This is a genomic window from Ekhidna sp., from assembly GCF_040223195.1.
GTDB lineage: Bacteria > Bacteroidota > Bacteroidia > Cytophagales > Cyclobacteriaceae > Ekhidna.
The window spans coordinates 420,151-433,492 of the sequence record NZ_JAVKDX010000015.1 but is presented as its reverse complement, the minus strand read 5'-3'; the positions used below and the strand labels follow the sequence as shown (position 1 = coordinate 433,492).

The 13,342-nt window shown below is 44.3% G+C and carries 13 protein-coding genes and 1 other RNA gene; 4 read left to right on the top strand and 10 right to left on the bottom strand.

The genetic code is table 11. The annotated features are described in order from the left end of the window. Positions 1-10 precede the first annotated feature (10 nt). A complete protein-coding gene (locus RLN88_RS09260; RefSeq protein ID WP_350221113.1) occupies positions 11-895 on the top strand; it encodes a DUF72 domain-containing protein in 885 nt (294 codons plus the stop codon). Positions 896-943: 48 nt separating this feature from the next. Here RLN88_RS09260 and RLN88_RS09255 read toward each other — a convergent pair whose 3' ends face one another. After that, positions 944-1,324 (bottom strand): hypothetical protein, encoded by a 381-nt coding sequence (locus RLN88_RS09255; protein ID WP_350221112.1) that lies wholly within the window; start codon positions 1,322-1,324, stop codon positions 944-946. Between the two features lie 67 nt (positions 1,325-1,391). Beyond that, entirely contained in the window at positions 1,392-2,165 is a 774-nt protein-coding gene (locus tag RLN88_RS09250; protein ID WP_350221111.1) for an AMP nucleosidase, read from the bottom strand. A 164-nt stretch (positions 2,166-2,329) separates the two neighbouring features. Here RLN88_RS09250 and RLN88_RS09245 point away from each other — a divergent pair, with 164 nt between their 5' ends. Continuing rightward, positions 2,330-4,513 (top strand): choice-of-anchor D domain-containing protein, encoded by a 2,184-nt coding sequence (locus RLN88_RS09245; RefSeq protein ID WP_350221110.1) that lies wholly within the window; start codon positions 2,330-2,332, stop codon positions 4,511-4,513. A gap of 136 nt (positions 4,514-4,649) precedes the next feature. Here RLN88_RS09245 and ssrA read toward each other — a convergent pair. Further along, positions 4,650-5,046: a transfer-messenger RNA gene (gene ssrA, locus RLN88_RS09240) on the bottom strand. A 136-nt stretch (positions 5,047-5,182) separates the two neighbouring features. On the opposite strand from ssrA, the gene dnaX reads away from it, so the two are divergent. Together dnaX and RLN88_RS09230 are read left to right on the top strand one after the other, a co-directional pair. Further along, on the top strand, positions 5,183-6,301 hold the full coding sequence (gene dnaX, locus RLN88_RS09235) for a DNA polymerase III subunit gamma/tau (protein WP_350221109.1): 1,119 nt from the start codon (positions 5,183-5,185) through the stop codon (positions 6,299-6,301). A gap of 290 nt (positions 6,302-6,591) precedes the next feature. Next, positions 6,592-6,933: a DUF8493 domain-containing protein gene (locus tag RLN88_RS09230; RefSeq protein ID WP_350221108.1), complete on the top strand. Its 342-nt coding sequence runs from the start codon at positions 6,592-6,594 to the stop codon at positions 6,931-6,933. 32 nt (positions 6,934-6,965) lie between these two features. Here the strand turns inward: RLN88_RS09230 and RLN88_RS09225 are convergent, their stop codons facing one another. The 7 genes from RLN88_RS09225 to RLN88_RS09195 all read right to left on the bottom strand — a co-directional run bounded on the left by RLN88_RS09225 (position 6,966) and on the right by RLN88_RS09195 (position 13,334). Beyond that, positions 6,966-8,771 carry a LysM peptidoglycan-binding domain-containing protein gene (locus RLN88_RS09225; RefSeq protein ID WP_350221107.1) on the bottom strand — a complete coding sequence of 602 codons (1,806 nt, stop codon included), beginning with the start codon at positions 8,769-8,771 and terminating at the stop codon, positions 6,966-6,968. After that, on the bottom strand, positions 8,768-9,406 hold the full coding sequence (locus RLN88_RS09220) for an O-methyltransferase (protein WP_350221106.1): 639 nt from the start codon (positions 9,404-9,406) through the stop codon (positions 8,768-8,770). Before RLN88_RS09220 ends, RLN88_RS09225 begins: the two co-directional genes overlap by 4 nt. 17 nt (positions 9,407-9,423) lie before the next feature. Next, positions 9,424-9,912 (bottom strand): nucleotidyltransferase, encoded by a 489-nt coding sequence (locus RLN88_RS09215; RefSeq protein ID WP_350221105.1) that lies wholly within the window; start codon positions 9,910-9,912, stop codon positions 9,424-9,426. Then, positions 9,899-10,102 carry a hypothetical protein gene (locus tag RLN88_RS09210; RefSeq protein ID WP_350221104.1) on the bottom strand — a complete coding sequence of 68 codons (204 nt, stop codon included), beginning with the start codon at positions 10,100-10,102 and terminating at the stop codon, positions 9,899-9,901. The genes RLN88_RS09215 and RLN88_RS09210 overlap by 14 nt, the downstream gene beginning before the upstream one ends. 17 nt (positions 10,103-10,119) lie before the next feature. Then, positions 10,120-11,352, bottom strand: a complete 1,233-nt coding sequence (locus RLN88_RS09205) for a M16 family metallopeptidase (protein WP_350221370.1) — start codon at positions 11,350-11,352, stop codon at positions 10,120-10,122. A 154-nt stretch (positions 11,353-11,506) separates the two neighbouring features. Beyond that, a complete protein-coding gene (locus RLN88_RS09200) occupies positions 11,507-12,037 on the bottom strand; it encodes a DUF4136 domain-containing protein (RefSeq protein WP_350221103.1) in 531 nt (176 codons plus the stop codon). A gap of 67 nt (positions 12,038-12,104) precedes the next feature. Next, the gene (locus RLN88_RS09195) at positions 12,105-13,334 is read right to left on the bottom strand and encodes an RNA polymerase sigma factor (protein ID WP_350221102.1); all 1,230 of its coding nucleotides are present in this window, start codon (positions 13,332-13,334) and stop codon (positions 12,105-12,107) included. Positions 13,335-13,342 lie beyond the last annotated feature (8 nt).

Here is a 13,342-nt window from a genome sequence, read left to right as displayed (position 1 = left end):
GATTTAGGATATGAAATTTGGAAGCGTAGATAATCCCGACGAAATTGACTTTTCACTCCCCGATGACCATCACGACACAGAGAAAGTGCTGAAAAAGGGGAGAGGCCTTCAAAGCGTATTTGTAGGCTGTGCCAAATGGAACAAACAGGAGTTGAAAAAATTCTACCCGAGGGGCACAAAAGATGAGCTAGAGTATTACTCCACTCAGTTCAACTCCATCGAGCTAAACGCTACTTTTTACAATCATTTTCGTGAGGAGCAAATTGAAAAATGGGTGGAAAAGACACCCGACAATTTCAAATTCTTTCCGAAGGTGCATCAGATGGTGAGCCACATCAAGCGGCTCAAAGATGTAGAGGAGCCTATTGAAAGGTATACTACGAATATCCGGGCATTTGGGGATAAGCTGGGGATGTGCTTCTTGCAGCTTCATGATAATTTCAAGCCGGCAAACATGGACCGGTTAATTAAGGCTGTGGAGTATTGGCCACAGGATATTCCGCTAGCCATTGAGCTGCGAAATACGGAATGGTTTAATGATGCGGAAATTGCAAATGAGGTTTATGCGCTTTTTGAGAACTACCATGTTTCCAACATTGTAACGGACACAGCCGGAAGAAGGGATTTGCTTCACATGCGACTTACTTCCCCTTCGGTTTTTGTGCGGTATGTGGGTGCTAATCACGAAAGTGACTATTCGCGACTGGATGTGTGGATGGAGCGGATAAAGAAATGGGCTGGCCTGGGCATGGAAAATCTCTATTTCTTCGTGCATCAAAACCTGGAGAAAGAGTCGCCGGTATTATCGGCCCACCTGATTCAGAAGCTCAATAAAGAACTGGGGCTTGACTTAACCGTTCCTGTTGGGCCGGATCAGAAGAGTCTGTTTGCATGAAATGATAAAGCCCTCGATTGAGGGCTTTTTAGTGAAAATTAGTTACCGTCACCTTGTCGGTCTCTCCTCCGATCCATGCGCTGCTCGCGGTTTTCTATTTATTTCCTTTTTGATCACCTCAAGTTCAGCAAGCTGCTCATCGTCGAGAATCCTGGCTACCTCTGCTTCCCGCTTTTCAATGATATCAGCATGCGCACGCATCTTTTCACTTCTGGATTTACCCTCATCGGCGCGGAGGGCATCCAGCTCCGGCTGCATTGATTCCCGTACTTTTTTGAGCTCCACCACCTGATCTTCCGTCAAATCGAGCCGGTCTTTGTATTCTTCAATTTTGATCTTAACACGCTCCTTTACTTGCTCCCTTCTGCCCTGGGCAAAAAGGATGTTCACAGCGACTATCAGTCCGATTAATAATGTAAGTTTTCTCATCTCTTGAAATTTTCGATTTCGCCTTAGATCAAAAACTTACTAAATGGTTTAATTCCCTAGTAAAAGATCATTCGAACTTCAAATGTTTCACAGACTCTCCCGAGCTGCTCAATTCCATCAGTGAATCAATTCCAATTTCAAGGTGATTTTCTACAAACTGGGAAGTTACTTTTTGATCACTCTTTGAAGTTTTCACCCCTTCGGGTGTCATCGGGTTGTCAGATACAAGCAGGAGCGCACCACGTGGAATTTTGTTTGCAAAGCCAACGGTAAACAAGGTGGCCGTCTCCATATCGATGGCAGAAGCCCGAATCTCCTTCAGGTAGTTTTTAAATTCTTCGTCATGTTCCCAAACTCTTCTATTGGTAGTGAAAACCGTACCCGTCCAATAGTCAAAGCCTTTGGCCTTGATTACGTGGGAAACGGATCGTTGAAGGCGGAAAGAAGGTAGTGCCGGAATCTCAGGTGGCATGTAATCATCGGATGCACCTTCGCCCCGTATTGCAGCGATGGGTAAGATTAAGTCACCAAGTTTATTTTCACTTTTCAGCCCACCACATTTTCCCAGAAATAGTACTGCTTTCGGCATGATGGCGGATAGTAAGTCCATCACTGTGGCTGCCATGGCACTACCCATCCCAAAGTTTATTATAGTAATATCCCCATGCGTTGCAGTTTGCATGGCCCTTTTGTTGCCCTTCACTTTCACGTTAAACTTTTCAGCGAAGAGATCTACGTAATTCTGAAAGTTGGTCAGGAGAATGTATTTTCCAAATTCATCGAGCTCAGTTCCCGTATACCTGGGCAACCAGTCGTCTACTATTTCATCTTTTGTTTTCATGAAGCGCAAAGGTAGAAGAACCGTATAAATCTTCCCCGGATTCTAACAGTGGCAGGAATTGTAAGAAGGTTGTCAGGATTTTGAAATAGGATAATTCTAAGTTGCAAGCGAGAAAAAATTATTATTAGTACATTTCTAATTCACTAATTAACCACTTTGTCAATATGTCCTACCTTAATGCTTTTGGAAATGGTTTGTTCAGAACAAAGCACTTCGTCACAATACTTGTACTCCTCGCTCACCTCAAAGTAAACGCTCAGGTAGCTGTTAATACCGGTGATTTTTTTCCCAATAGCACCGTGCAGGCTATCGTGGAAGATGAAAACTATATCTACGTTGGAGGTCAGTTCACTGAATTATCAGATGGGACAAACATCAGCAGCCTTTCATACTTGGTGCGCTATAGCAAGGAAGGATATACACTGGATGAAAGTTGGGACCTTCAGTTGGATAACCACGTATACGCCCTAGAAGTAGACGGAGACTATCTCTACATTGGCGGTCAGTTTACCACCATTCTTGGGTCTGCCAGAAACAATCTTGCCAAGATCAATAAATCAGGTGACTCACCGACATTGGAAAGTTGGGATCCGTCACCCGATGCTCCGGTTCGGGCATTGGAATTAGGTAATAACTCAATTTACGTTGGGGGAAATTATGCCAACATTAGCTCTACCGCCAGAAACTGCCTTACAAAATTCGATACATCAACCGGCAACTTAGATGGGGGTTTTAGTCCTAGCGTTACTACGTACATTCCGTACAATAATACTACTGTGCCCGGCAAAATTCTCACCATGATTTATGATGAAAGTGTTGATTCTTTGTACATCGGTGGAGCTTTTGATCATGTTGGAGCTACCGGTGTAAATGAGCTGGCTAAACTTAACGGGAGCAATGGAGCTGTAAGTCCAGATTGGTTTCCGGAACCAAACAATGAAGTAAGCGATATGGAGCTGGTGGGGGATTCTCTATTTATCGGGGGAAGGTTCACATCTGCGGGAGGCCAGTCCAGAAGAAGCATTGCAAAAATTCATGCGTCAGGTTCAGGCGCTGCGGATGCATCGTGGAACCCCGACCCACCCAGAAATAACTTTGTCTTTGCACTTTCGATGTATGATGGAGACCTCTACGCCGGTGGAGGATTTAATTCCATCGGAGGAGAATCCATTGTGAGGATTGCCAAGCTTAGTACATCAGGAACTGGAGCTGCGGATGCATCATGGTCGGTGAGTAATGGAGGGAGTATCAATTATATGATCACTAGTGGGGATTACTTATATATAGGTGGAAACTTTAGCAGCCTTGATGATGATTCGACTATTCAACGTTTTGGAGTAATAAATGTCGGGCCAAAAGAAATCAACGTCTTGGGTAATGACAATTCCATTGTGAGTGGCGATGATTCTCCCAATGAAACAGATGGAACTGACTTTGGATCGAGTCTGATTGGGTCATCGTCCACCCAGACCTTCACTATTGAGAATGAGGGAAGCAAGCCGCTGGAAATCACGGATATCCAAATTTCAGGAACAGATGCTACAGATTTTTCTATATCTAATATTACATTGCCTGTTTCCTTATCAGGGATATCAAGTACCACATTCGATGTTACGTATAACCCATCCAGTGCAGGCACTAGTGCTGCAACCATTCAAATAAGCAGCGATGATGAAGATGAGGGTACTTACACTTTTGCTATTGCTGGTCTCGCACAAACTCCCCAAGAAATCAATGTACAGGGAGATGGAGTTGATATCGCAAGTGGAGATGATACACCATCGTCGACAGACGGCACTGATTTTGGAACAATTACTATTGGGAGTCCTTCAGCAAGTACTTTCACCATTCAAAACATTGGTGATGTAACACTCAATGTGAGTTCTATCGAAATTAGCGGAGCTGACGCCTCAGATTTTTCCGTCACAAATATTACTACTCCTGCTAATGTAAGCGGTTCATCTAGCGTGACTTTTGACGTAGTTTTTGATCCTTCTGATGCGGGGACAAGTGAGGCTTTGGTTACAATCGAAAGTGATGATTCAGATGAAGGTACTTACACATTTGTTATATCAGGGATAGGAGAAGAGGCTTTAGGATTAAGTGAATTGGAAAATATCAAGGTATTCCCTAATCCTACCGCCGAATACTTTTCTTTTGAATCCGCATCGCTATCCACCAAGGATGAGCTGATATTAATCGATGCGCAGGGAAAAGAAGCGATTAGATACAATATCTCTACAGGAAATAGATATAATATTTCCGGGTTAGCTGGTGGAATCTATGTTCTCGTAATAGAGACAGATGATGTGAGACGTAAGGCAGGAAGATTAGTAATTAAGAATTAACTAAGGAAGCTTGTTCAAGGAGCAGGCTAAGGCAGCCTCGACGTAAGTCGGGGCTTTTTTTGTTAAAGTAAAAGGACTCTACTGGGGGTCCTCATCCATTTTATTCAATAAAAAAAGCTGCACTAGGCAGCTTTTAAAGTGGAGTCGGAGGGATTCGAACCCTCGTCCAGCTAAGGAAACCATAGACCTTCTACATGCTTAGTCATACTTCTTAGTCTCACGCTGATAGCTGGCGGATGACTACCCACTACCAATGCCAGTTGCTAAATTTCATCCCGATTTAGCAACATCATCGGGACTATTCCTTATTATGACACCCCAAAATCCTCCCTCAAGGACGAAGAGCGGTGGGATGTGGCAGGGGGAGCCGATGGGGCTCAACCCTGATTAATCTCTACTTAATTCGAGATTAGGCTGCCATAGCGTAGTTAGACTCGCCAATTATAATTTGAAGTGAATTGATCACGGATGTACACTCACCACCCGGCATGCTAGCTTATGCTTTGCACTTCCTGTCGATTCCGGTCGACCCCATACATTCAAAGAACAAATCCAAATACAAAGGTAAATCCTTTGTGGAAGTGTAAGACGTTTGAAATGGCGAAATAGTTCGATCGTTTTTGAAGGAATTTTTCTATAGAACCCCCCGCATCATTAACTTGCCTGCGGATGGAAAATTTTGTGGTATCGGCAAGAAAGTACAGACCACTCGGTTTCGGGGAGGTAGTGGGGCAGGAGCACATCACCACCACACTGGAAAATGCTATTAAGTCCAACCATCTGGGGCAAGCGCTTTTGTTCTGTGGGCCAAGAGGGGTTGGGAAAACCACTTGCGCGCGGATTCTGGCAAAAACCATCAACAATTTTGAAAGTGAATCTGGTGATGGCACCAACAATTTCAACATTTTCGAGCTGGATGCAGCATCCAATAACTCAGTAGAAGACATTCGAAACCTGATCGATCAGGTGCGGTATCCACCTCAGCATGGAAAGTATAAAGTGTACATCATAGACGAGGTTCACATGCTTTCTACCCAGGCATTCAATGCATTTTTGAAGACGCTGGAAGAACCGCCTGAGTATGCGATTTTCATCCTTGCCACCACGGAAAAGCACAAGGTGATCCCAACGATTCTATCCAGGTGTCAGATTTATGATTTCAATCGGATAGAGGTTGGTGATATTGTAAAGCAGCTGGAAAAAATTGCCGCCAGCGAAAAAGTGGATGCAGAGAAGGAAGCACTCCATCTGATTGCTCAGAAAGCAGACGGAGCACTGAGAGACGCGCTCTCCATCTTCGACTTGATCACTACTTTTTCTTCTGATGGCAAAATCACCTATCAGGATACCATCAAGAACCTTCATATTCTTGATTACGACTACTATTTTAAGCTCGTCGATGACCTGCTGGATCAAAATATGGCCGGGGCTCTGATGCTGTTTGACGAGATTCTGAGAAATGGATTTGATGGGAACAATTTCCTCAATGGTTTCCAGCAGCATTTAAGAAATCTACTGGTTTCGAAAGATGAAAAGACCATCGAGTTGATCGAGGTGACGGAAAACCTGAAGTCCAGATATGCAGAGCAGGCTACCAAGTGCAGTCCGTCATTCTTGCTTTCCGCATTGAACATCTCCAATCAGTTTGAATTAAACTATAAGCAAAGCAAAAATCAGCGCCTGCATGTGGAGCTGTGCCTTATGAAACTGGCGCACCTTTCTAATGCACTCACACTTAGCTCCTCTGACAATGGAGCAAAAAAAAAAGGTCACACAATGACGAATTAGAAGCTTCAAGTGAAAGCTCAAAGCCTGAAATTTTAGAAAAGAAGGAACCTCAGTTATCTCCCGATACTTTTCCAACTCCAATAGAGGAACCACATTCACCCGTTGAACATAATGTAGAAATCCCAAAGGATGAGCCTAAGCCAAGCCCTATAGTTGCTGCACAGGTCGTATCGGACAAGCCCAAAGAGACACCAAGCATTTTTGGTAAGCGAAAAAACAAGGAAGATAGTGCTCCGGGCGATACTTCCCCGGTAATCAACAAGAAAGAAACTGATTTCTCTGAGGGGGAATTGCAGCGGGTTTGGAAAGCTTTTGCCGAGCAGAAAATAGATGCAGGGGATACTGAGCGGTTGATCTTTGGTAAGACGGTGAGCAAGGGGGAAAATCATAGTGTAACCATCCTGCTGAGCAGTCAGCTGGAAGTGAGTTTCCTGGAGAAGTTTGACACGGAGTTGGTTCAGTTCCTTCGGTCCGAATTGCAAAACGATCACATCGTGATCAGGAGGGAGATTGAAGAAATCAAAGACGAAAAGAAGCTCTATACCAGCACAGATATTTTTGATTACATGGTGAAGCAGAACCCCGACCTGAAAGACCTGAAAGACCGGCTGGGGCTGGATTTTGATTATTGATAGTTGTCACCCTGAGCATGGAAGGGTAGGACTTATTCCGAACTAGTAGAGCCACCATACACCTTCAACGCCTGACCAGTACTTAGATCGTAGGTCTTCATTCCATTCAAATCCATCACTTCATCCACAGTCATGTTGTACTTTCTGGAAATGGCGTAAAGTGTCTCGCCGGCCTCCACCGTATGAGAGATGATGTTCTTTCCTGCTGAAGCCTCCTCGATTGGTGCTTTCACCTGGATGTTCTGACCTATACTGATGGCATCCGGATTGGGTAAGTCATTCCATCTAAGCAGATCATCAAGTTTTACTTCATAGTTTTTTGCAATCGCCCAAAGCGACTCTCCGGCAGCTACGGTGTGTATTTTTACTTTCCTGCGCTCCTCGGAACTGTCCACCACCGGGACTACAATCGGCTCGATTTCTTCTTCTGTTTCCTCTTCAACTTGCTCTTCGGGTTCGATAATTTCATCTTGAATTTCAACAGTAGAGGCTGTTGGCTGAGCGACAGGTTTAGTGATGACAGGCCTGGTCAGTTCATGGTACGCTATAGGCTCATCCGAAGGCCTGGTTTTATCCATCCAAAGCACTCGTCCGGACTTCAATTCATCGATGATGCTCATGCGGTTTCGTTGTGCCAGTTTACTCAGTTGGATGCCGTATTGCTGTGAAATATCCCACAGGGATTCATCTTTTTTTGCCACATGAAAGCCGATTTTCGCTTTTCCTTTTTTCTTCTTTATATAGTAAAATTCATTAGAGATGATCTTGTCGTTTTCCCCTATGTCATTATACTTCCTAAATCTCTTTTCGCTGATTCCGGCGCGCGCAGAGAGACTGTGAACATCATCCGTGGCTCTTGCTAAAATGGACGGAATGCCATTCAGGGGAATGATGGTCGACTTGTTTTTTTCGGTAATTCCCGGTTTTATCTCTGTCGGGTAGACTTTTGTTTGTGGCTCAGAGATTTTATTTCGCCGAGGGTTGCTGTTTTCCGCTATCAGGTTCTTTGGTGGCGTGCCTTGCCTTGGCACCATAATCGAATAGGTCTTATCCTCAGGGACAGTTCCGCGCATCAGCCACTTGTTGTATTTTTTAAGCTCCTCTATGTCTACTTTCTCCTCACGGGCTATCTGCTCCATGCTTTTTCCCCCGGCATTGGTGATTTCGTCGAGCCAGATGCCTTCCGAGTGAGGCTGACCAACATAAGGAGAAAACGCTACCACATGCGCGATGAATTTTTTTAGATACCAATAGGTATTGGTGGTAATGTTTAGCCTTTTTGAGCCATAGTTTGATTTGTCCGTATGGTTTTTTGCTCCTCCAGCTCCGGCCTGGTAGGCTATTACAGCATATGCCCAGTTGTCAAAGTAGAAGTTGTTAGAGTTGAAATACTTGCCTGAGCCTCTTGATGACGAAACAATGTTGAGGCGCTCATCCACTTTCCGGTCTACGATCAGGCCAACTTCCCGTCCGGTAAAATCCTTGAACTGCCAGAATCCTACAGCATTGGCTGAGGACACTGCATCGGAAATCAATGCACTTTCCTGAAGGGCCAGAAACTTGATTTCATCAGGAACACCTGCTTTTTTGTGCTCCCGCTCGATATACGGGAAATAGAGATTCATTCGATCCACTAGGATGTTGAAATACGTTTGGCTTTGCGTGAGCCGATCCACGTCCTGCTGGATTTGCTTCCTGGCAGATTCGTTGATGGAAAGCCTCACATCCCCGATCATCATCTCACTTGGAACAGTCTGGGCTAAACTCGAGAATGCAAGCATAATGAACATGATCAAACTCAAGACTCGAAACTCAAAACCTGTAACGTTTGCTCTCATAGTTTTCTTAAAATCATCAATCCGTCCCGAATGGGAAATAGAACGTTTTGAACACGGGGATCGACATGCATTTTTTCGTTAAATGCCCGAATGGCCACCGTATCATTGTCATTTTTTGTTTTATCAAACACTTTGCCACTCCACAGCACATTGTCGGCAATCAGGTAGCCTCCTATATTTACCTGATCGATAACCTGATCAAAATAGTTGGCATAGTTTGACTTATCGGCATCAATAAATACGAGATCCCAATTTTCCTTTAGAGTAGGAATAATATCCAGCGCATTCCCCACTTTCATTTCTATCTGGTCAGCAAAATCAGATTTTGCAAAGTATCCCTTGGTACGCACTGATAGCTCTTCGTTGTTGTCAATGGTGATCAATTTTCCTTCGGGCCGCAAACCTTCCGCCAGGCACAAAGAGGCATAGCCGGTGTAGGTGCCAATTTCCAGAATTCGCTTTGGTTGGATCATGTGAGATAGCATAGACAAGACCCGTCCCTGAAGGTGGCCGGATAGCATTCTGGGTTTTAAAACGTGGAGGTGGGTTTCCCGGTTGATCTGCTGGAGCAAATCAGATTCCGGCTCAGTGTGATCTTCTACGTACTGCTGGAGATCTTCAGCTAGAAATTCCATGACTGTAAAGATAAGAATTACTTTCCTGAAAGTTTGCTTTTTAGCTTTTGTAGAAAATTGAGGTCTTCCTGATCCCTCGCTTTCGAACGCTCTTTAATGGCAGCTTTTTTTAGCATAATTAGATCATCCAAATCAACAACATTGATCAACACACCATTAACGTCTCTGGTTATTTTCCTTTCAAAAGCATATTCAAAATCAAAACTAGCTACTGTTTTAAGGATCTCTATCCTTAGCGGGGGATCACCAATTCCAATCATTTTAGGAACTAAAAACATCTCCTTTTTAATATCCTCCTTTGGTATTCCATAATCTATGCATGCCTTGATCATTTTTAGAGCATTGGTTTCCGTAGCATGAATGAAAATATCCAGATCATTGGTACCTCTAATATGACCATATGCTCCTAGTGCGTATCCACCAATAAGTAAGTACTCTACCTGCTGATTGTTAAGCGAATTGATGAAATCTTTGTAATGAGAAGGGAACTGATCATTCGTGCTCATCAGCTATGTAGTATATTTTTCGTGAGTTCGGGACATTATTTATGTCAATGCCCATCATCGCACATTGGGCTGCTATAGACTTAAAATATTCGGATAAATTATCACCTATTGGATGCTTGAGTGCTTCATTGACCTCAAATTCTAGTTGATCTTCTTCAGACTCGATGTACGAAATTGATCTTGTCTTCATAAGAGTAAAGGTAAGAATTATTCCGGCAGATATGCCAGCGAGCTCATCTGATCCACTGGCAAATATTGTCTGGCAAGTTCCTGAATGTCAGTAGCCGTGATGTTGTCGATCTTTTCAAATACGCTATTGATGTCCGGCACTTTGTTGAGGTCAAGCTGACTTTTGGCCATCATCAGCATGATGGCATTTTTGTTTTCCTCAGAAAGGGCCATCTGTCCCTTGATTTGGTTTTTGGCTTTGTGGAGCTGGATACCTCCCAGAGGCTTGTTCTTAAGCATTTCTATCTCCTTTAGTACAATTCGCTGACTTTTCTTCAAATTCTTAGGATCAGTAGCAAAGTAAATGGCGAACTGGCCCGTCTCAACGTAGGGGGCATAGTGTGCGTCTACTCCATATACCAGCCCATGCTTTTCGCGCAAAGAGAGATTTAGTCGGGAGCTCATACTTGGCCCACCCAGCAGGTTGACCATAAAAAAGAAAGGAATGCGATTTTCGTCCTTGATGCTGAGTGAGGGCATGCCCATAGCGAAATGAGCCTGGGTGATGGGCTTTTGAATTTCCTTTCGGGAAGGCTGATAACCGGTAAACCATTCACGAGAGGGGGTGTGGTTTTTATGAGGTGTTTCCTGAAGGTATTTGGTGGCCAGCTTCTGAATTTTGGTTGCCGGGTAATTCCCCACACTGGAAAAAATGATTTTCTCAGTATTTAGGTTTTTGTCCAGGAATAATCTGAAGTCTCCTTTTTGGAATGACTTCACAGTTTCCTCCGTTCCCAGGATATTTCGCCCGAGCGAATGATTTGGAAAAAGTTGCTCATCAAATTCATCCTGTATAGCATCTTCCGGTGTATCCCGGTACATACTCATTTCCTCCAGAATCACCATGCGCTCCTTTTCGATCTGTTTTTCCGGAAAGGTAGAGTTGAAGGTGATGTCAGCCAGCAATTCCACAGCCTTATCCAGATGAATATCTAGCAGCGAAGCATAGAAACAGATTTTCTCTTTGGTGGTGTAGGCGTTCAGCTCACCGCCCAGGGATTCCAGCCGGTTGATAATATGAAAAGAATTTCTCCTGGAGGTTCCTTTAAACACCATGTGCTCCAGGAAGTGCGCCAGCCCCTGCTCTTCTGGTGACTCATCCCTACTACCCATGTCCAGCATGATGCCCACATGGGCGATTTTGGTGTGGCTTACCTCCTTGTGGATAATTCTTATGCCATTTGGCAATTCTATCAGCTCGTATTCCTTCATGCTCATTGGGGCGCAAAGTTAGGACTTAAGTTGCTAGTTATAAGTCTCAGGTTTCAAGTAGGATTATTTTAAATCGAATAATTCCTCCTAGGAAGGGAGTGAGGGGATATAATTCTACTTTCCTTTAAAGGAGTGATACAGGGAGGTTGAAAACTCATTCCTTCCCCGGGAGCTTCTTCATGGCTTTGGTGACTCCCTTCCAGATTTCGTCTTTGTCATAAACCGGATTGAGCTCCAGGTACTTTACAGCTGTGGAGCGCCAAACCAGTTCCGAATTTTCCCGGTCGATTACGTCGATGACCAGGCTGCCTTTCAGAAACTTCTGATATTCGGGATAAAGCATGGTGAGCCACTCTCGTTCACCTTGATAGGTGCCATCGTAGATCGAGGTAACCTCAGCAGAATCTTCTTCAACTACCATGAAGAAATTCACCATTAGGTCTGACTGATCATCCCCCTGCTGGTAGCCTTTTTCATATATGCTAAAGGCGATGGCATTGGCGATCTCATCAATCACCTTTTGATCATATAGGTATTTAGGGCCCTGATATGTGACCTCACAGCCTTCCAGCCAACACCACGTCTGAAACTGATCAAATGTTTGATTGGGCTTTTGATAGGTTTTCACCGTCACTGCGCAGGAGGACAGCCAAATCACTGAAATGAGTAAATAGACCTTTTTCATAGGCATAAAGGTCGACGAAGAATGAAGCCTTTATGCTGACGGGGGTCAGATGCAGGTCTGAAATTTATCAGCCGAGCTTGCTGAGTTTACCTGACAGATAGGTTTTTTCACGATCGTTTTTGGTCAGGGAGATTGCCCGTTCCAGCGACGTTTTGGCTTCCTCAAGGTTCCCCAGCTTTTCTGACATCTCACTTTTGATGGCATAAAACAGATAATACTCCTCGAAGAATTGGGTAGCCTCCAGCCGTTCCACTTCCTTGACCGCAAGCAAAGGCCCATGCACTTTTTCCAAAGCAACTACCCGGTTCAATTCCACGATAGGGCTGGGCGCAAGCTGAAGCTGGAGGTCATAAAGTCTCAGAATGTTTTTCCAGTTGGTTTCTTCAAAAGTGGCCGCCTGACAATGTGTGGCGCTAATAGCTGCCTGTATGATGTATTCATTGATTTCGCCTTGAGCAGAAGCCCGATCCAGATAAATCAGTCCTTGTTGAATTAGCTGCTGATTCCACTTAGTCCTGTCTTGCCCTTCAAGCGTAATGATGTTACCATCCTGATCCACACGTGCATCAAAGCGCGAGGCATGAAAAAGCATGAGCGCCATCAATGCATTGGCAGAGGGAGTATTGCAAATTTCGCTTTCAAGTAAAACTCCGCTTAATCGAATGGCATCCTCGCATAGTTCTTTCCGAATCAGGTTTTCTCCTTCGGCTGATTTATATCCCTCATTAAAGAGTAAATAGATGATCTTCAAAACCATGTCTAGCCTCTTCTCAATTTCATTAGCAGGAGGAAGGTTTAGTTTGATTTCATCCTTCTTGAATTTCTTCTTGGCCCGGGTATAGCCTTTGGCAACCGTTTCCTCTTTCTTCAAAAGCGAACTGGAAATTTCCCGAATGGAAAGACCGCCCAGGATTTTGAGCGTGAGTATAATCTGATACTCCTGGCTGAGTGAAGGGTGGCAGCAGGCAAACATCATTCGCACCATATCGTCATTGATAGAGTCGAGCGTCACATCATTTTTGGATTCTTCCATTCCTTCCGGCACTTCCTGGTAGCTGGTTTTCTGGTTTCGCCTAAGCTGATCGATCATTTTGTTTCGGGCCACTTTGAGTATCCACCCGGTAGGATTATCAGGAATTTGCGAATAGGGCCAGGTCTGCATCGCCTTGATCAGGGCTTCCTGCACACTGTCTTCAGCCAGCTCCAGATTAGACGAACCAAACTTGCTGGTAAGGTGAGAAACAGCTTTACCATACTCCGTTCGGAAAAAATGATCGACGAGCTGGGAGGTTTGCATGGATTTGA

Bases quoted from the DNA above. Each gene is read 5' to 3' on its own strand.
- RLN88_RS09260 (WP_350221113.1), top strand. From the start codon at position 11: ATGAAATTTGGAAGCGTAGATAATCCCGACGAAATTGACTTTTCACTC.
- RLN88_RS09255 (WP_350221112.1), bottom strand. From the start codon at position 1,324: ATGAGAAAACTTACATTATTAATCGGACTGATAGTCGCTGTGAACATC.
- RLN88_RS09250 (WP_350221111.1), bottom strand. From the start codon at position 2,165: ATGAAAACAAAAGATGAAATAGTAGACGACTGGTTGCCCAGGTATACG.
- RLN88_RS09245 (WP_350221110.1), top strand. From the start codon at position 2,330: ATGTCCTACCTTAATGCTTTTGGAAATGGTTTGTTCAGAACAAAGCAC.
- dnaX (WP_350221109.1), top strand. From the start codon at position 5,183: ATGGAAAATTTTGTGGTATCGGCAAGAAAGTACAGACCACTCGGTTTC.
- RLN88_RS09225 (WP_350221107.1), bottom strand. From the start codon at position 8,771: ATGAGAGCAAACGTTACAGGTTTTGAGTTTCGAGTCTTGAGTTTGATC.
- RLN88_RS09220 (WP_350221106.1), bottom strand. From the start codon at position 9,406: ATGGAATTTCTAGCTGAAGATCTCCAGCAGTACGTAGAAGATCACACT.
- RLN88_RS09215 (WP_350221105.1), bottom strand. From the start codon at position 9,912: ATGAGCACGAATGATCAGTTCCCTTCTCATTACAAAGATTTCATCAAT.
- RLN88_RS09210 (WP_350221104.1), bottom strand. From the start codon at position 10,102: ATGAAGACAAGATCAATTTCGTACATCGAGTCTGAAGAAGATCAACTA.
- RLN88_RS09205 (WP_350221370.1), bottom strand. From the start codon at position 11,352: ATGAAGGAATACGAGCTGATAGAATTGCCAAATGGCATAAGAATTATC.
- RLN88_RS09200 (WP_350221103.1), bottom strand. From the start codon at position 12,037: ATGAAAAAGGTCTATTTACTCATTTCAGTGATTTGGCTGTCCTCCTGC.
- RLN88_RS09195 (WP_350221102.1), bottom strand. From the start codon at position 13,334: ATGCAAACCTCCCAGCTCGTCGATCATTTTTTCCGAACGGAGTATGGT.